The sequence below is a fragment of the Psychrobacillus sp. FSL H8-0487 genome (genome assembly GCF_038008385.1).
GTDB lineage: Bacteria > Bacillota > Bacilli > Bacillales_A > Planococcaceae > Psychrobacillus > Psychrobacillus psychrotolerans.
In genome coordinates, this window is the sequence record NZ_JBBOZA010000001.1 from 1,210,129 (window position 1) to 1,227,854 (window position 17,726).

17 protein-coding genes are annotated in these 17,726 nt (G+C 37.0%); 15 read left to right on the forward strand and 2 right to left on the reverse strand.

The genetic code is table 11. The annotated features are described in order from the left end of the window. Nucleotides 1-5 precede the first annotated feature (5 nt). Nucleotides 6-1,691, reverse strand: a complete 1,686-nt coding sequence (locus MHI47_RS05740; RefSeq protein ID WP_340829991.1) for an Rqc2 family fibronectin-binding protein — start codon at nt 1,689-1,691, stop codon at nt 6-8. A 283-nt stretch (nt 1,692-1,974) separates the two neighbouring features. Between MHI47_RS05740 and gmk the strand changes: the two genes are divergently transcribed. From gmk to spoVM, 13 genes are all read left to right on the forward strand, one after another. Further along, nucleotides 1,975-2,595, forward strand: a complete 621-nt coding sequence (gmk, locus tag MHI47_RS05745; protein WP_340764399.1) for a guanylate kinase — start codon at nt 1,975-1,977, stop codon at nt 2,593-2,595. Between the two features lies 1 nt (nt 2,596). Then, on the forward strand, nt 2,597-2,821 hold the full coding sequence (rpoZ, locus tag MHI47_RS05750) for a DNA-directed RNA polymerase subunit omega (RefSeq protein WP_093535248.1): 225 nt from the start codon (nt 2,597-2,599) through the stop codon (nt 2,819-2,821). Between the two features lie 76 nt (nt 2,822-2,897). Then, nucleotides 2,898-4,103 carry a bifunctional phosphopantothenoylcysteine decarboxylase/phosphopantothenate--cysteine ligase CoaBC gene (coaBC, locus tag MHI47_RS05755; protein ID WP_340829992.1) on the forward strand — a complete coding sequence of 402 codons (1,206 nt, stop codon included), beginning with the start codon at nt 2,898-2,900 and terminating at the stop codon, nt 4,101-4,103. Then, a complete protein-coding gene (gene priA / locus MHI47_RS05760) occupies nt 4,100-6,511 on the forward strand; it encodes a primosomal protein N' (RefSeq protein WP_340829993.1) in 2,412 nt (803 codons plus the stop codon). The genes coaBC and priA overlap by 4 nt, the downstream gene beginning before the upstream one ends. A 23-nt stretch (nt 6,512-6,534) precedes the next feature. Continuing rightward, entirely contained in the window at nt 6,535-7,023 is a 489-nt protein-coding gene (gene def, locus MHI47_RS05765; RefSeq protein ID WP_340829996.1) for a peptide deformylase, read from the forward strand. Then, nucleotides 7,020-7,961: a methionyl-tRNA formyltransferase gene (gene fmt / locus MHI47_RS05770; RefSeq protein ID WP_340768708.1), complete on the forward strand. Its 942-nt coding sequence runs from the start codon at nt 7,020-7,022 to the stop codon at nt 7,959-7,961. Before def ends, fmt begins: the two co-directional genes overlap by 4 nt. Then, nucleotides 7,958-9,310, forward strand: coding sequence for a 16S rRNA (cytosine(967)-C(5))-methyltransferase RsmB (gene rsmB / locus MHI47_RS05775; protein WP_340829997.1), 1,353 nt, complete (start codon nt 7,958-7,960; stop codon nt 9,308-9,310). Before fmt ends, rsmB begins: the two co-directional genes overlap by 4 nt. Before the next feature lie 10 nt (nt 9,311-9,320). Next, entirely contained in the window at nt 9,321-10,088 is a 768-nt protein-coding gene (locus MHI47_RS05780) for a Stp1/IreP family PP2C-type Ser/Thr phosphatase (RefSeq protein WP_340829999.1), read from the forward strand. 2 nt (nt 10,089-10,090) lie between these two features. Continuing rightward, nucleotides 10,091-12,088, forward strand: a complete 1,998-nt coding sequence (gene pknB, locus MHI47_RS05785) for a Stk1 family PASTA domain-containing Ser/Thr kinase (protein WP_340830001.1) — start codon at nt 10,091-10,093, stop codon at nt 12,086-12,088. A gap of 17 nt (nt 12,089-12,105) precedes the next feature. Next, nucleotides 12,106-12,987, forward strand: a complete 882-nt coding sequence (gene rsgA / locus MHI47_RS05790; protein WP_093535232.1) for a ribosome small subunit-dependent GTPase A — start codon at nt 12,106-12,108, stop codon at nt 12,985-12,987. 3 nt (nt 12,988-12,990) lie between these two features. Next, entirely contained in the window at nt 12,991-13,659 is a 669-nt protein-coding gene (rpe, locus tag MHI47_RS05795) for a ribulose-phosphate 3-epimerase (protein WP_093535230.1), read from the forward strand. Then, on the forward strand, nt 13,656-14,312 hold the full coding sequence (locus MHI47_RS05800) for a thiamine diphosphokinase (protein ID WP_340768714.1): 657 nt from the start codon (nt 13,656-13,658) through the stop codon (nt 14,310-14,312). Before rpe ends, MHI47_RS05800 begins: the two co-directional genes overlap by 4 nt. Nucleotides 14,313-14,326: 14 nt before the next feature. Beyond that, a complete protein-coding gene (gene spoVM, locus MHI47_RS05805; RefSeq protein ID WP_093535226.1) occupies nt 14,327-14,419 on the forward strand; it encodes a stage V sporulation protein SpoVM in 93 nt (30 codons plus the stop codon). Between the two features lie 49 nt (nt 14,420-14,468). Here the strand turns inward: spoVM and rpmB are convergent, their stop codons facing one another. After that, nucleotides 14,469-14,657: a 50S ribosomal protein L28 gene (gene rpmB, locus MHI47_RS05810; protein ID WP_090562690.1), complete on the reverse strand. Its 189-nt coding sequence runs from the start codon at nt 14,655-14,657 to the stop codon at nt 14,469-14,471. Between the two features lie 922 nt (nt 14,658-15,579). Between rpmB and MHI47_RS05815 the strand changes: the two genes are divergently transcribed. Both MHI47_RS05815 and MHI47_RS05820 read left to right on the forward strand, forming a co-directional pair. After that, the gene (locus tag MHI47_RS05815; RefSeq protein ID WP_093535224.1) at nt 15,580-15,942 is read left to right on the forward strand and encodes an Asp23/Gls24 family envelope stress response protein; all 363 of its coding nucleotides are present in this window, start codon (nt 15,580-15,582) and stop codon (nt 15,940-15,942) included. 16 nt (nt 15,943-15,958) lie between these two features. Then, a complete protein-coding gene (locus MHI47_RS05820) occupies nt 15,959-17,614 on the forward strand; it encodes a DAK2 domain-containing protein (protein WP_340830003.1) in 1,656 nt (551 codons plus the stop codon). Nucleotides 17,615-17,726: the final 112 nt, after the last annotated feature.

Here is a 17,726-nt window from a genome sequence, read left to right on the forward strand (position 1 = left end):
TCTTTCTACTTCTTCATATTTCTAATCTTTTCTTCGTCCGGTGTGATAAATAAGGTGGTCTGTTCAAAATAGATGACAAATCCAGGTTTTGCCCCATTTGGTTTTTTCACTTGTTTAATTACGGTATAATCTACCGGAACTGAGGAAGATTCGCGTGCTTTACTAAAATATGCTGCAAGATTTGCTGCTTCTAATAGTGCTTGTTCTGACGGATTCTCTGAATGTATAACTACATGGGATCCAGGGATATCCTTTGTATGAAGCCATGTATCCGTTTTACGAGCTAATTTAAAAGTTACAAAATCATTCTGTTTATTGTTTTTGCCGACAGATATCTCGGTACCATCCGAGGCGATAAATCTTTCTGGTGTTGGCTTAACGGGCTTTTTCTTCTTTTTCGAAGCACGCATTTTCAGTAATCCTTGCTCCATTAACTCTTCTCGAATTTCTTCAATATCAGTTGGAGAGGCTTGCATTACTTGTTGGAGCAGCAACTCAAAGTAAGCAATATCATCTTTGGTAATTTCAAATTGCTGTTCTATTTTTAATAATGCAGTTTTAGCTTTTGTATAACGGCTATAATACTTTTGTGCATTTTGCGTAGCAGTTTTTCGGACATCTAAAGGAATCACAATTGTTTTTTCATTTTCATCGTAATAATTTACTAGCTCTACTTCTTTTAATCCTTTTTCAATCGCATGTGCATTTGCCATGACTAGCTCACCAAATAGTTGATAAGTTTCTAAGTTCTCTGCTTGTTCAAAGTCTTTTTGGAGTTTTTTCATTTTTAACTTCAATTTGTTTAATTCGTTTTGAAGCCATTTTTCTAAATCTCCTGCTTGCTGCTTCACACGGTCGCGTTCTGCTTTTGCAAAATAGACCCGATCCAATAAATTACCTAAACTTGCTTCATCGAATTTTTCGCCTTCCAAATGAGTTAATGCATTTGGTGAATAATAGGATTTTCCATTTACTTCTACAATTTGTTTTGTAGAGCCACCTTGCGTAATCTCTTGGATAAACTCCTTATAAATCTCCACTCTATCCGTTGAACTTTGGAATCTATACATGATTTCCTTCGCATGTAATGGAGAAAAACCAGAAATTTGATCCAAAATTTCTTTCGAATCATTAGCCGATTTAAGTACTGCTTCTAGTTTTTCTGAAACATCGAGTGGATTCAGCTTGTTTTGAGAAGGAGGAGCAATATAGGGCTGTCCTGGTAAAATAGTACGATAACTATTCATAGAAGGAGAGAGATGCTTTATACTTTCTAAGATTAAATTGCGAGTTGGATCTACTAAAAGCAAATTACTGTGACGTCCCATTATTTCCATATGAATTTCACGGGAAATATCATCACCGATTTCGTTTTTACTTTGTATTTGGAAAATAATAATTCGATCACTTTCATGTTGATGAATTCCAGTAATAATTCCACCTTCTAAATGCTTACGCAATACCATACAAAATAGTGGTGGTTGGGCTGGATTGTCAATTGTTTCGTGTGTAATTTGTACGCGTGAATAAGATGAATGAACTGAGAACAAAAGTTTGTAATTTTTACCTTGAGCTCTAATATGCATTAATATCTCTTGTGAATTGGGCTGGTGTATTTTAGAAATACGTCCGGACACGAGTTGTTGTAATTCTGTTGTCATAGATATAGTAAATAAACCGTCAAATGCCATAAGTACTCCTCTTTCAAATCATTATTTTTATTGTGCTGCGTGCGCCTTCGATATATCGAGCTCGAGCACCTAGTGCCTATAGTTACTTCATAATATCGAGGTCTTAGGATGTAGGTCATTTATTCGTTGTGACACGACGTCACTAAATTAGACGACTTCTAAAGCATCGGCGCTTGCACTTATCTAATATATCTTATCATTTTCCAGTACACTTGTGTTATAATCAGTTAAGTATGTAATTGGAAGAATTCGTTGTAGTATGACTGTATTTGAAGGAGACGTTATGCGAAGAGAAAAAGGTATATTGATCGTTTTATCAGGTCCATCAGGAGTAGGTAAAGGGACAGTTAGAAAAGAGTTGTTTTCCGAACCCGGTACAAACTATGAGTACTCTATTTCTATGACTACAAGAAGCCCTCGTGAAGGTGAAGTAGACGGAGTAGATTATTTCTTTAAACAAAAAGAAGAATTTGAACAACTGATTGAAGAAGGTAAATTGTTAGAGTATGCAGCATATGTGGGGAATTATTATGGAACTCCTATCGACTATGTGAATGCTACGTTAGATTCGGGACGCGATGTTTTCTTGGAAATTGAAGTTCAAGGAGCAGCGCTTGTTCGCGAGAAAGCTCCAGAGGCTTTATTTATATTCCTTGCGCCTCCAAGCCTTTCTGAACTCCAACAAAGACTTATTGGCCGAGGAACGGAAACAGAAGATGTCATCAGTTCACGTATTCAAGCTGCACGACAAGAGCTTGAAATGATGCATTTATATGATTATGTTGTAGAAAACGATGAAGTGTCTAAAGCATGTGCGAAAATTAATGCAATTGTCGTAGCCGAACATTGTCGTCGTGAACGTGTAGAAAAAAGATATTCAGCTATGCTGGAAGGAGAAATTTAATATGTTATATCCATCTGTAGATTCTTTAAAAACGCAAATCGATTCAAAATATTCTTTAGTGACGGTCGCATCCAAGCGAGCTCGTCAGTTACAAGAAGAAGGCGGAGAACGTCTAACTTCATATGTGTCCTATAAAAAAGTAGGAAGAGCGTTAGAGGAAGTTGCAGCTGGTGAGTTAACTATATTATCATCAAATGATTCTGTAGTTTATGAAGACGAAGTTTAAATATTTTTGTTAGCAATGACCTCCCAAAGAATGTACGTTTCTTTGGGAGGTTGTTGTTTAGAGGAGAGAATTCATAATGTTAACTTCTAAAAAAATTCTTATCTGTGTTACTGGTGGAATTGCTGTATACAAAGCAGTTGCGCTGGTTAGTAAATTGACTCAAGCAGGCGCAAATGTAAAAGTAATGATGACAAAATCAGCAATGGAATTTGTGCAGCCGTTAAGCTTCCAAGCAATGTCTAGGAATGATGTGTATTTTGACACATTTGATGAAAAGGATTCTAGTGTAATTGCACATATAGATTTAGCAGACTGGGCTGACCTGGTAATTGTAGCACCAGCAACAGCTAATGTAATTGGTAAGTTAGCAAATGGTATTGCAGATGATATGGTCACTACTACTTTATTAGCGACTACTGCTGATGTATGGATAGCACCTGCGATGAACGTACATATGTATGATAATGCTGCGGTTATTCGCAATATTGCCCAACTTTCAAAAGATGGATTTCATTTTATAGAGCCTTCTGAAGGTTTTTTAGCATGTGGATATGTTGGGAAAGGTCGTTTAGAGGAACCAGAGAAGATTGTACAGTTGGTGGAGGGATATTTTGTCCCGAAAGAACTACCTTTAAAAGGGAAAAAAGTTGTAGTTACAGCCGGACCAACAAGAGAGAGAATAGATCCTGTTCGTTTTTTAACTAACTTTTCTAGTGGGAAAATGGGTTACGCTATGGCAGAAGCAGCAGCTAGTCTAGGAGCTGAAACAATTTTGATATCAGGACCTGTCAGTTTAAATCCACCACCAAATGTAACACTTGTTTCTGTAGAAAGTGCCAAAGAAATGTTAGATGCCGTTTTACTTCATTTTGATACAGCAACAATGGTTGTCAAAACTGCTGCTGTGGCAGATTACAAACCAAAGGAAGTTCATTTGCAAAAGATGAAAAAACAACCAGGGGAGTCTGTAATTGTATTAGAAAGAACTACTGACATTCTTTTGGAGTTAGGGAAACGAAAAAAAGACCAATTATTAATAGGTTTTGCAGCAGAAACCAATGATGTGATCCACTATGCTAAAAGCAAGTTAGATAAGAAAAATGCAGATTATATTATTGCTAATGACGTGACGGAGGAAGGATCTGGATTTGGAACAGATACGAATGCTGTTACGTTAGTAGGTAAAAATATAGAACAGTATTTTGGACATCAAACTAAAAAAGTGCTCGCTCTACAATTACTGCAAACTATTATTCAATTGGAGAAAGATGATGCCAAATGATAGTAGAAGTTATCGTAGATGTATCAGCTTATCCTATTGATCGTCCTTTTGACTATATAGTTCCTGATAAATTAGAGACAGTGATAGAGCGTGGAAGTCGAGTGCATGTACCCTTTGGAAATAGAAAAGTACAGGGGTTTATAACGAATATTAAAGAAAAATCTGATTTAGATATGTCCAAGCTAAAAGCGATTATCTCAATAATCGATGTGGAGCCTGTTATAACCGATGAATTATTACAGCTTTCCAAGTGGATGACACAAAAAACACTCTGTTATGAAATAGATGCACTTCAAGTGATGTTACCTGCCGCTCTTCGTGCTTCATATAAAAAAGAAATTCGATTAGTAGAACATGATGGTATAGATATAGAAACATTAGCTCTGTTTGGGTCAAAAGAGTCTATATCATACGAAATTTTTGAAAAAGCCGGCATGCTAAAACAGATGAAAAAATATCTGGAACAAGGGAAGTTCCAGTTAGATACTGTCATTAAGCAACAAGGTAAGGTAAAAACAATTACCAAGTATCGTATGGTACAGGATGAGGAATTAGTTCTATCACAACTAAATACGCTACCCAAAAATGCAATCAAACAAAAAGAACTTATTGAATGGCTGTTACTTAAGAAGCAACCTTCGTATACAATGCTAGAACTTAAAGATTCTACGCAAACAAATAATCATACGGTTAAAGCTTTAATAGACAAAGGTATCTTAGAAACAAAAAACAAAGAAATATACCGTGAAATAAACAGCCTAGAGTATAACGATCAGGATCATAGATTTAAATTGACAGACGAACAACAGGAAGCTCTTTCTAAAATTAACAATGCACAGGATAATAATGAACATACTACTTTTCTGTTACATGGCATTACGGGTAGCGGGAAAACGGAAATTTATTTGAATGCTATTGAAAAGTCAATCAATGAAGGCAAACAGGCAATTATGCTTGTACCTGAAATATCATTGACCCCCCAAATGACTAGAAGATTTAAATTACGTTTTGACGATCAAGTAGCTGTTATGCATAGTGGGCTATCTGTCGGAGAAAAATTTGATGAATGGCGAAAAATTTGGCGTGGGGAAGTTAAAGTTGTTGTAGGAGCTAGATCTGCCATTTTTGCACCTTTTAAAAATTTAGGTTTGATAATTCTCGACGAGGAGCATGAATCTACATATAAACAAGAAGATACACCAAGATACCATGCAAGAGATGTTGCTATATGGAGAAGTAATTTTCATCAATGTCCCGTTATTTTAGGAAGTGCAACACCTTCACTTGAATCATATGCACGAGCTTCCAAGGGTGTATACAGTTTGTTAACATTACAAATGCGTGCAAAAGAACAGCCCTTACCAGTCGTGAATATTGTAGATATGCGTGCAGAGTTGAAAAATGGTAATCGTTCCATGTTCAGTGTAGATCTTGCGGATGCTGTAAGAGAAAAGCTAGAGAAAAAAGAACAAATTGTATTATTTTTAAACAAAAGAGGATTTTCATCATTCGTACTTTGCAGAGATTGTGGAACTGTAGTTGAATGCGATAATTGTGATATTTCGTTAACTTATCATCGAGAAGGCGAGCAACTGAAATGTCATTATTGCGGACATGAAGAGCCTGTACCGAAGCAATGTCCAGAATGTCAAAGTGAGCATATACGATTTTTCGGAACGGGAACTCAAAAAGTAGAAGAGGAAATCACTAAGTTATTTCCTTATGCAAGAGTTCTACGGATGGATGTAGATACGACTAGGACAAAGGGTTCTCATGAACGGATCTTAAAACAATTCGGAGACGGAGAAGCAGATATTTTGCTTGGTACCCAGATGATTGCTAAAGGGCTTGATTTCCCTAATATAACACTGGTTGGAGTGTTAAACGCGGATACCACTCTGCATTTAGCCGATTTTAGAGCCGCTGAAAAAACATTTCAGCTTATGACACAAGTTAGTGGTCGAGCTGGTCGACACGATAAAGAGGGACAGGTATACATTCAAACTTATACCCCAGAGCACTATGCCATTGAATATTCAAAGTCACAGTTGTATGAACCGTTCTATCATAAAGAAATGCTAGTACGAAAACAGTTTGAATATCCACCTTTCTACTATTTAACACTTGTTCAAGTAACACATGAAAATGTTATGTTAGCATCGGAATATGCAAAATTAGCGACTGATTGGTTACGAGAGAATCTGTCCCCTACTACGATGGTCATAGGACCAACATCTAGCGCTATTAGTAAGATACAAAATAGATATCGTTACCAATGTTTGATAAAATACAAAAAAGAACCAATACTAGTTGAAAAACTTCAACAGTTAATAAAAATATACCGAACAGAGTGGATAAAAAAAGGAATCATTTTAACGATTGATTTAGATCCATCCACTATTTTATAAGGTGTTTGAAAAGAGGAAAAGAAATGGCAGTACGTTCAATCATTACACATCCCAATGATGTATTATTAAAGAAATGTGAAGAAGTTACCAAGTTTGACAATAAATTAGCGGAACTTTTAGACGATATGTATGACACGATGGTTGCTTCAGATGGAATCGGCATAGCTGCACCACAAGTTGGAGAGACGATCCAGGCAGCTATCGTCGACTTAGGTGAAGGGCAAGATATTATCGAAATGATTAATCCTGAGATAGTGGAAGTCGGAGGTTCAGAAATAGAAGTGGAAGGATGTCTTAGTTTTCCCGACATTTATGGAGAAGTAGAACGTCCATTTTTTGTGAAAGTAGAAGCTCAAGATCGAACAGGAGCTTTATATGAATTACAAGCAGAGGATTATGAGGCAAGAGCGATTTTACATGAAATTGACCATTTGCACGGTGTTTTATTTACTACTAAGGTTGTTCGTTACGTTGAATTAGATGAAATTGAAAATGAGGTGGAAGAAGTATGACTTCTATTATCTTCATGGGCACCCCAGCATTCTCTGCCCCTATCTTGAGAATGTTAGTAGAAGAAGGCTATAAAGTAAAGGCTGTCGTGACTCAACCAGATCGACCAGTAGGGCGGAAGAAAGTGCTAACGGCCCCACCTGTCAAAGAAGAAGCTATTGAGCTTGGCTTACCTGTCATTCAACCAAACAAACTAAAGGGTTCCGAAGAGCTAGAGCAAATTATCGCACTAAAACCAGATTTGATCATCACCGCCGCTTTTGGTCAGATTCTTCCAAAAGAATTGTTAGACGTTCCTGAACTGGGATGCATAAATGTTCATGCCTCGTTGCTTCCTGCATACCGTGGAGGAGCTCCAATTCATCAGGCGATTATTGATGGCCAAAGCAAAACTGGTGTCACTATAATGTATATGGAAGAGAAATTAGACGCTGGAGATATCATCTCGCAAAGTGAGATATCTATTGAACATACGGATGATACCGGACTATTATTTGAAAAACTAAGTGCAGTAGGCTCTAACCTACTTAAAGAAACACTGCCTTCGATTATCGCTAAAGAGAATAATCGGACAAAACAAGATGACAGCCTAGTGACATTTGCTAAAAATATTTCTCGTGAACAAGAAAGAATGGACTGGAATAATTCAGCACTACAATTACACAATCAAGTCCGTGGGCTCCATCCGTGGCCTGTAGCATATACAACATTAGAGGGACAAGTAGTGAAGGTATGGAAAGCGGATACTATTAACACTCAAACAAACGAAAAGCCTGGAACTGTTGTAAAAATTGAGTCGGATTATTTCGTTGTACAAACTGGCAAATCAGATGCAATTCGCATTAATGAGTTACAACCAGCAGGTAAGAAGAAAATGTCCGCTGAAGATTATTTGCGCGGTGTAGGTTCGAAATTGCGAATAGGAGATACTTTTGAATGACTAAAAAAAATGAAAAGATTTGGACAGGTAATGTTCGAGATGCAGCCCTTACTATATTAATGGCTGTTGAAAAGCAACAAGCTTATAGTAACTTACTGTTACACCAAACAATCGAAAAATATACGATTGACGCTAAAGACCGCGCTTTGCTTACGGAACTAACATACGGCACACTTCAATATAAAATGACACTAGATTACTATTTGCAACCGTTTATAAAAGGTAAGTTAGATGACTGGGTGAAGCAATTACTCCGATTATCCTTATATCAAATTCATTATTTATCTCGAATTCCTGATCATGCTGCTGTGAACGAAGCAGTAGAAATCGCGAAAAGAAGAGGACATAAAGGGATTGCCTCAGCGGTTAACGGTATATTGCGGTCCATTTTAAGAGAAGGCGTACGTTCAACGGAAGATATTAAGGATAGAGAAGAGAGACTTTCCATCGAAACGAGCCACCCTCTATGGATGGTGAAGCGTTTCATATCCCAATATGGTTTTGAAACAACAGAAAAAATGTTAAAAGAAAACAACGAACCACCTGTGACTACTTTGCGAGTAAACTTATTTAAACGTACCGTTGATCAAGTAGTTCATCAAATGACTCAAGAAGGTCATGTAGTAGCTAAAAGTGAAATCATTCCTGAATGTATTTACCTGATCAACGGACAAGCAGCGAGAACAACTGCTTATCAAGAAGGCTTTGTGACCATTCAAGATGAAAGTTCAATGATTCCATCCTATGTTCTTCAGCCAGAACCTGGAATGACCGTTCTAGATATGTGTTCAGCACCAGGTGGGAAAACTACTCATATTGCTGAAAAAATGAAAAATACAGGGAAACTTGTAGCAATGGATATTCACCAGCATAAATTAAAGCTAGTGAAGGAAAATGCGGAACGTTTAGGATTTAGTTTCATTGAAACAGTGGAGATGGACGGAAGAAAAGCTAGTGAAAACTTTGCAGAACAATCATTTGATCGAATACTTGTTGATGCTCCGTGCAGTGGACTTGGCGTTATGAAACGTAAGCCAGATATTAAATATACTAAACAGGAAAAAGATTTTGCTTCTCTTAAACCAATTCAAATGAATTTGCTTGAAGAAGCATATAAACTATTAAAACCAGATGGATTAATGGTCTATAGTACTTGTACAGTGGATTTAGAGGAAAATGAAGGTACAACACAACTATTTTTAGATGCACATCCAGATATGAAACTTCAGCATTTTCCAGACGTTATTAAACGTATAAAGAATCAGGAAAAAGAAGGAACGCTTCAGATTTTCCCACAAGATTTACGCAGTGATGGATTTTACGTAGCTCTATTCCAAAAACAGAAATAGAGAACACTCTTTGCCAAATTCAAAAGAGGTGAATGATAAGATGAAGTTTGTTGTGAAGACGGATGTAGGTATGAAAAGAACGGTAAATGAAGATAGAGTAGAGGTTTTTAGGCGAGAAGACGGTCGTTTGCTAGCTGTAGTTGCTGATGGAATGGGTGGGCACAATGCTGGGGACGTAGCTAGTGACTTAGCTGTTTCTGAATTTAAAAAGTATTTTGCTGCATTCAATCCATTTATAGTAAAAGCAAAAGACTGGTTAACCTATACATTTCAATCGATTAACCAAACGGTCATGAGACATTCTAAAATGAGCGTAGAGTGCGCAGGTATGGGTACAACGTTAATCGCGGGTTTGTTTGAAAATCACCAAGGGATTATTGCCCATGTAGGGGATAGTCGCGTCTATTTAATATCTCCTGCGCAAGTGCTTCAAATTACACGAGATCATTCATATGTAAATGTGCTCATCGATTCGGGTGAAATAAGTGAAGAACAAGCGAAGACCCATCCCAACAAAAATGTTCTCATGAAAGCCATTGGTACGGAACGAACAATTCAACCAGATTTCTACGATATCGAGTTCCAACCAAACTCTTATTTACTTTTTTGTACAGACGGTTTGAGTAATAAGATAAGTGAATCATTAATGCAGTCCATTTTATATTCCAGTAAGACACTGGAAGAAAAAGGTCAAGATTTAGTGGAAGAAGCAAATAGTTTAGGTGGAGAAGATAATATTTCTTTAATCCTATTATATAACAATGCTGAGGAGGTGTAAGGATGCTGTTAGGCAAACGAATAAGTGGTAGATATAAATTACTTGAAATGATTGGCGGAGGCGGCATGTCCAATGTATATTTGGCACATGATATGATTTTAGATCGCGACGTAGCGATAAAAATATTACGGTATGATTTTGCAAATGAAGAAGAATTACGCCGCAGATTCCAACGTGAGGCCCTTTCTGCAACAAGCCTTACACATCCACATATTGTCAATATATATGATGTAGGCGAAGATGAGGATATTCATTATATTGTGATGGAATATGTGAAGGGTAAAACATTAAAAGAATACATATTGCAGAATGCACCGGTTTCACCAACAAAATCAGTATTGTTTATGAAGCAACTTACTTCAGCAATTTCTACTGCGCATAATAATCATATTATTCATCGTGATATAAAGCCACAGAACATTTTGTTGGATGAAGAGGAAAATGTAAAGGTAACTGACTTCGGTATTGCGATGGCACTTAGTGCCACATCTTATACACAGACGAACTCTGTTCTAGGTACAGTGCATTATCTATCGCCTGAACAAGCGCGAGGTGGCACAGCCACGAAACAGTCGGATATTTATGCTTTAGGTATCGTGTTATTTGAGCTATTAACTGGACAACTACCATTTTCAGGGGAGTCTGCAGTATCAATCGCCTTAAAGCATTTACAAACTGAAACACCGTCTATACGGAAAATTATTCCCTCTATACCACAAAGTATTGAAAATGTCGTCTTCAAGGCTACAGCAAAAGACCCAAAAGATAGATATCTTACGGCAGAAGAAATGGCAGATGATTTAGCAACTGCTCTATCACCTGAAAGAGCAGAAGAAGCAAAATTTGCAGTAGCTATTGATGATGATGCAACGAAGGTATTGCCTGTTATTAAAGAGCCTGTGCCATTTAATGAGATAGCTGACACCCAAAAAATATCCACATCAGATAAAGTTTCAAAACCAGGGAAGCCAAAAAGTAAGAACAAAAAAAGGAAGATATTTGGTGGGATATTAGGTGGACTAGTCCTATTAATATTATTAAGTTTCATCGTATTTCCGGGTCTCTTTAAAGCCGAAAAGGTAGAAGTTCCTGATGTTTCTAACCTAGAATTAGAAGAGGCGATTGAACAATTAGAGTCAGAAGGATTTAAAATTGGCGATGAAACATTAGAAGTTTCAGATGAAGTGGAAGAAAACAAAATTATTCGCACCACACCGGAAGCCGGTAAGTTTCGTGAAAAAAATAGTGAAATTCATTTATTTATATCGTCTGGAAAAGAATCTTTTGTCCTTGAAAATTATATCGGTAAGAATATAGATCAAGTAACTACATTGTTACCAAATTTCAATATAGAGATAAGTGAAGACTTTGATGATCAGCCAAAAGGAACTATAATAAAACAAACACCTGCTGCAGGAGAAGAGGTCATACCAGATGAAACAGATCTTCTATTTTCTGTCAGTAAAGGCCCAGATTTACGCACAGTTAGTGATTTGACTGATTGGAATGAAAAAGCTTTAAGTGATTATGAAAAATCATCTGGATTTAAGATTAAAGTTGCAAACAGAAAAAATTCGGACTCCATTCCAAAAGGAAATGTGATGGAACAATCACCGAAACCAAATGCAAAAGTAGATCCTGGAAGTACAATAAACGTAACAATTTCTGACGGTCCAAAGGCCAAGCCTACTAAATTCGTCGTGAAAACAGTTACGATTCCTTATGAACAACCTGCCGAAGAAGAGAAAGAAGAACCCGTTGAAGGCGAGGGCGATGAGGAAGAGGAAATAAAAGAAGAACCAGTTGCTCAGAAGCAAGTAGTTCGGATATACATTGAAGACAAAACACGTTCAATGTTGGAGCCTGCCGAAGAATTTGAACTTACTGAAACGGTTGTAAAACAATTGAAATTAGAAATTAGTGAAGGTAAAAAAGCAGCATATCGAATTGAGGTAAACTCTAAAACAATCTTGCAAGAAACAATTGGGTATGATGATTAAGAATAGGGAGGTTTCGGATGCCAACAGGTCAAATAAGAAAAGCATTAAGTGGATTTTATTATGTTTACGATAATGGAAAGGTTATCCAGTGTCGCGGGCGAGGTATATTTAGAAACAGAGGAGAATCACCTTTAGTCGGTGACTTTGTTGACTATACGGTGGAAGGAAATAATGATGGGACCATTACAGTTATCCATGAGAGAAAAAACAATTTAGTCCGTCCGCCTATTGCAAATATCGATCAGGCGATATTGGTTTTTTCCATTAAGGAACCAGACTTTAATACAATCTTACTCGATCGATTCCTAGTAGTATTAGAATCTTTTCATATTGAACCGATTATTTGTTTGACGAAAAGTGATCTAATGGATGAAAAATTAGAAACTCAAATTAGGGAATATATGAAGGATTACGAAAAAATAGGGTATCAATTATTTATGACATATAAAGACGATCCAGCGTTTGATGAGAAAATTACTCCTCTATTGGAAGGCAAGACAACTGTTTTGGCAGGTCAATCTGGTGTGGGTAAATCTACTTTGTTGAATACCATTTTACCTTCCTTAGATTTAAAAACTGGTGTTATTTCTAATGCATTAGGGCGAGGTAAACATACGACTAGACACGTGGAACTTATCGAGGTTTGCGGAGGTCTGCTCGCTGATACACCAGGTTTCAGCTCATTTGAGTTTGACTTGATGGAAAAAGAAGAACTTTATCGGTGTTTTCCGGAGTTTGTAGTTAAGCAAAATGATTGTAAGTTTAGAGAGTGCATGCATGTTAAGGAACCGAAATGTGCAGTAAAAGAAGCTGTAGATTCTGGTGAGATTAAGGCATATCGTTACAAACATTACTTGCAATTCTTAGAAGAAATTATGGATAGAAAGCCGAGGTACTAAATTATGGTGAAAATAGCTCCATCAATATTAGCAGCAAACTTTTCTAAACTTGGAGAAGAAGTATTAGAAGTAGAAAAAGCTGGTGCAGAACTAATTCATATCGATGTAATGGATGGTCATTTTGTTCCCAATATTACAATGGGACCAATTGTTGTGGAGGCACTTCGCCCACTTACAAAATTACCTTTAGATGTTCATTTAATGATTGAAAACGCAGATCAGTATATTGAGTCATTCGCCAAAGCGGGAGCAGATTATATTACAGTTCACGTAGAAGCGTGTCCTCATTTGCATAGAACTATCCAATTAATCCGTTCATTCGGTGTTAAACCTGGCGTTGTACTGAACCCACATACCCCAATAGAAACAATCCAGCACGTACTGGAAGATATAGATATGGTTCTTTTCATGACTGTTAACCCAGGATTTGGTGGACAGAAGTTTATTCACTCGGTTGTCCCTAAAGTGAAGCAGTTATCTGATATTATCAAACAACGAAATCTATCGATTGAGATTGAAATTGATGGTGGTATAAATGAAGAAACGATTAAACCTTGTGTCGAAGCTGGAGCTACTATATTAGTTGCAGGATCTGCCATTTATAATGCCCCTGATAAAGCAAAAGCTTTGCAAGCGATTAAAGCGGCCGGTTTAAGTGTAGTACCAAAATGAAACGTGTAGTTGTTTGTTCAGGTGGACCATCTAAGGAAGTTGTTGATTTTAAACAACTTCCTTTTCATCGAGACGAAGCTATTTTTATAGGTGCTGATCGGGGTGCATTGTGGTTGTTGAAAGAGGGCATATTACCAAATGAAGCAATCGGTGATTTTGATTCCCTAACAACAGAAGAGCTAAATTTGATGAAGACTAAAGTACAAAAAGTTACGGAACTACAATCGGAAAAGGATGAAACGGATACTCATATTGCCATCCTCACTGCTTTAGACTATAAACCCAATGAAGTAATCGTAACAGGAATAACTGGCGGACGGTTAGATCACTATGAGGCAGCTTTACATGATATTTGTCGTTTGCAATTAAAAAATCCATCAATAATATTTTCCATCCAAAACAAACAAAATATTATACAGTTTTTACCTGCAGGAACACATCAGATAAATTATGATGATCATTATAAATATGTGTCTTTTTTCTCTTTTGGAGAACAGGTAGAAAATATGACTTTACATGGATTTTTGTACAATGTTGATAAGGAATTTATGGATGTAGGGAATGCAAAATTTACAAGTAATGAACTTAAAGACCAAACAGGTACTATCTCTTTTACCGCGGGCATATGTTTAATGATAAGAAGTAGCGACTAAAAGGGAGGAATTGTGTGAAGGTCTACACATTTAGATTGCCTAAATCCGTAAGTAGTTTTGTGAAGGTTTGTATACGGCTATTTAAAAAAGAAGAAAAGAAGAAATGAAAAAATGCCAGGTCGACGAAAGTCGGTCTGGCATTAATTATGAGTGCGATTAAACGCGCTCAATTTTTCCTGATTTTAAAGCTCTCGCAGAAACCCATACACGTTTTGGTTTACCGTCTACAAGAATGCGTACTTTTTGAAGGTTAGCTCCCCATGTACGTTTAGTAGAGTTCATTGCGTGAGAACGAGCATTACCCGAACGAGCTTTACGCCCAGTGATTGCACATACTTTTGGCATTATATTTCCTCCTTTAAAAAAGAAGCTGAAAGATTTTTCAGTTCGATATTTCACATACTTTAATAATTTACCACAGACCTTAATGAAGTGCAAGACTTATCAAGAAAAAAACCTTTACAGTATAAAAAAGTGTAAGCGCCTATGCAAGCCCCGAAAAGCGCTGGAGGGATTTCAAGAAAAGGCGTCGTCCTTTGCCTTTCCTGAAATCCTGAAGCGACTCGAGGGGCTAGGCGCTGGAACTAGCCAGTATAAAAAAGCGTAAGACGCCGTTTAGCAGCGAAAATCACTGGAAGACTTAGTTTAAGAAAAATAATAGTGCCGCTGTGATTTCCACTTCAGGTGGACGCTTTCCGTGGGCGTTGCTTCAGCCTCCTCGCTTCGCTGAGGTGTCTTCGCCTAACGCTGTTCCCGCTGGAGTCGCCACCTTACGCTACAATCAATAAGTATGTAGTAATATATTATAAGATTTAACAAAGCTTATCGCTTAAATGTTAAGGTTGGTAAAATTTTAGAAAGTGTTATATGTAACCGCTTTTGAAATAGAAGTGTTATTATCCAATGATAGTTGAAGATTGCATACTTCCTTTATACTAGTGGCAATAAAGGAAGTAGTAAGTGTTTGCCCTCTAGAGAAGTATTATAGCTCCCGAAATTATATCTTCGAGAGCTTCCACTATGTATAGAAAGGTATCTTTTCTCTAGTTATCCGAAAATGTACTAACCTGTCTCTAAGAGTTAAAGTAGGGTGTAAGACAGACAAATGCTATAAAATTACCTATACAAAGAAGTGATAAAACAGGTTGTATAAAACTAGCACATTTTCCCAAACCGTTGAAAAAGTGGACGAAAGTAAACGTCTCTTTTATAATTTTAATGGGTGTAGTACAATAAAAGATAGTCAAAAAGACTTGGAGGTCTTATCATGTCAATTGAATTGAAAAATGAATTCGGACTAATTGATATATCACAAGATACAGTTGCTCAAATTGCTGGAGGAGCCGCTATTGAATGTTATGGAATAGTTGGTATGGCTTCAAAGCATCAAATTCGCGATGGATTAACAGATATATTAAGAAAAGAAAACTTCACTAAAGGTGTTTTAGTGAGACAAGAAAAAGAAGATTTACATATTGATATGTATATTATAGTTAGCTATGGCACAAAAATTTCAGAAATAGCCTACCAAGTACAGTCAAAAGTCAAATACACACTAAACAAATCTCTTGGTATGTCAGTGAAATCCGTTAATGTGTATGTTCAAGGAGTTCGCGTGGCAAACGTGTAAATAAGGAGAGAAAATAATGAAATCAATCAATGGTATCCAATTTGCAGACATGGTTCAGATGGGAGCACATCATCTTTTCCAAAATGCTGATTACGTAGATGCATTAAATGTATTTCCTGTACCAGATGGTGACACAGGGACTAATATGAATTTATCCATGACTTCAGGGGCAAAAGAAACAGCAGCCCATACTCATGAGCATATTGGAAAAACAGCTCAAGCACTTTCTAAAGGTTTACTTATGGGTGCTCGTGGAAATTCAGGAGTAATTTTATCTCAATTATTCCGTGGCTTCGGTAAATCAATCGAACAGTTAGATGTATTAAATGCAAAACAATTTGCTGATGCACTTAACTATGGTGTGGAAACTGCATATAAAGCGGTTATGAAGCCGGTTGAAGGTACTATCTTAACTGTTGCAAAGGATTCTGCTCGAAAAGCTGTAGAGGTTAGCGAAGATGTGGATGACATTCGTGAGCTAATGGAAGCGATAGTAGATGAAGCCAAAAAATCATTGGATAGAACACCTGATCTTCTACCCGTCCTAAAAGAAGTAGGAGTAGTTGATAGCGGTGGACAAGGACTAGTGTTTGTTTATGAAGGATTTTTAGCGAGTCTAAAAGGGGAAGCGTTACCGAGTAAGACGGTAGGGTCTTCAATGGATGATCTTGTTAGCGCTGAACATCATATGAATGTTCAAGGATTTATGGATACTGCTGATATTGAATTCGGCTTTTGTACAGAATTTATGGTTCGTTTTGAAGAAGGAAAAAAATCATTTGATGAAACGGCTTTTCGTAATGATTTAAGTGAATATGGGGATTCTTTACTAGTTATTTCGGATGATGAAATTGCAAAAATTCATATTCATTCAGAAACACCAGGTGAGGTTTTAACATATGGACAACAATATGGTGACCTTATCAAGATTAAAATTGAAAATATGCGTCAGCAACATACAGAAATCGTGGGAGAAGGATATTCCACTGGAGCAACAACGAAAAAAACAGAGGTTCATCCATATGCAATTGTTACTGTAGCGATGGGGACTGGCGTTTCTGAACTATTAAAAAGCTTAGGTGCATCAGCAGTTATCGAAGGTGGACAAACGATGAATCCATCTACTGAAGATATTGTCAAAGCTGTACAAGCGGTTGGAGCAGAGCGCGTATTGATCTTACCTAACAACAAAAATATCGTAATGGCTGCTGAGCAAGCTGCGGAAATACTAGGTATCGAAGCTGCTGTAGTTCCTACCAAAACAATCCCGCAAGGAATGGCTGCAATATTAGCCTTTAACCCGCAAGCAACTGTCGAGGAAAATAAAAACAATATGACCGAAGCATATGCACATGTCAAAACAGGACAAGTAACATTTGCTGTTCGAGATACATCTATTGATGGAGTCGAGATTAAAAAAGATGATTTCATGGCGCTTGCAGAAGGTAAGATTGTACTTTCTAAACCTTCCTTAAAAGAAGTAACTACTAGCTTGATCAAGTCATTAATGGATGAAGAGTCCGAAATAGTTACGGTCATTTATGGAGAAGATGTAAGTGCAGAGGATGCGAACGAATTCGCAGCTTTTATTGAAGCACATTATAAAGATATAGAAGTAGAAGTCTATAATGGGAAACAACCACTTTACCCATATATCTTATCTGTAGAATAATTTAGAAACCATGTAGAGCTAATCTTCTCTACATGGTTTTTTTATGTTTATAATTTAGAGCGAAAAATATTAAACAAGACCACATTAACTATTTAAGGTCTGGAACCCATAT

Bases quoted from the DNA above. Each gene is read 5' to 3' on its own strand.
- MHI47_RS05740 (WP_340829991.1), bottom strand. From the start codon at position 1,691: ATGGCATTTGACGGTTTATTTACTATATCTATGACAACAGAATTACAA.
- gmk (WP_340764399.1), top strand. From the start codon at position 1,975: ATGCGAAGAGAAAAAGGTATATTGATCGTTTTATCAGGTCCATCAGGA.
- rpoZ (WP_093535248.1), top strand. From the start codon at position 2,597: ATGTTATATCCATCTGTAGATTCTTTAAAAACGCAAATCGATTCAAAA.
- coaBC (WP_340829992.1), top strand. From the start codon at position 2,898: ATGTTAACTTCTAAAAAAATTCTTATCTGTGTTACTGGTGGAATTGCT.
- priA (WP_340829993.1), top strand. From the start codon at position 4,100: ATGATAGTAGAAGTTATCGTAGATGTATCAGCTTATCCTATTGATCGT.
- def (WP_340829996.1), top strand. From the start codon at position 6,535: ATGGCAGTACGTTCAATCATTACACATCCCAATGATGTATTATTAAAG.
- fmt (WP_340768708.1), top strand. From the start codon at position 7,020: ATGACTTCTATTATCTTCATGGGCACCCCAGCATTCTCTGCCCCTATC.
- rsmB (WP_340829997.1), top strand. From the start codon at position 7,958: ATGACTAAAAAAAATGAAAAGATTTGGACAGGTAATGTTCGAGATGCA.
- pknB (WP_340830001.1), top strand. From the start codon at position 10,091: ATGCTGTTAGGCAAACGAATAAGTGGTAGATATAAATTACTTGAAATG.
- rsgA (WP_093535232.1), top strand. From the start codon at position 12,106: ATGCCAACAGGTCAAATAAGAAAAGCATTAAGTGGATTTTATTATGTT.
- rpe (WP_093535230.1), top strand. From the start codon at position 12,991: ATGGTGAAAATAGCTCCATCAATATTAGCAGCAAACTTTTCTAAACTT.
- MHI47_RS05800 (WP_340768714.1), top strand. From the start codon at position 13,656: ATGAAACGTGTAGTTGTTTGTTCAGGTGGACCATCTAAGGAAGTTGTT.
- rpmB (WP_090562690.1), bottom strand. From the start codon at position 14,657: ATGCCAAAAGTATGTGCAATCACTGGGCGTAAAGCTCGTTCGGGTAAT.
- MHI47_RS05815 (WP_093535224.1), top strand. From the start codon at position 15,580: ATGTCAATTGAATTGAAAAATGAATTCGGACTAATTGATATATCACAA.
- MHI47_RS05820 (WP_340830003.1), top strand. From the start codon at position 15,959: ATGAAATCAATCAATGGTATCCAATTTGCAGACATGGTTCAGATGGGA.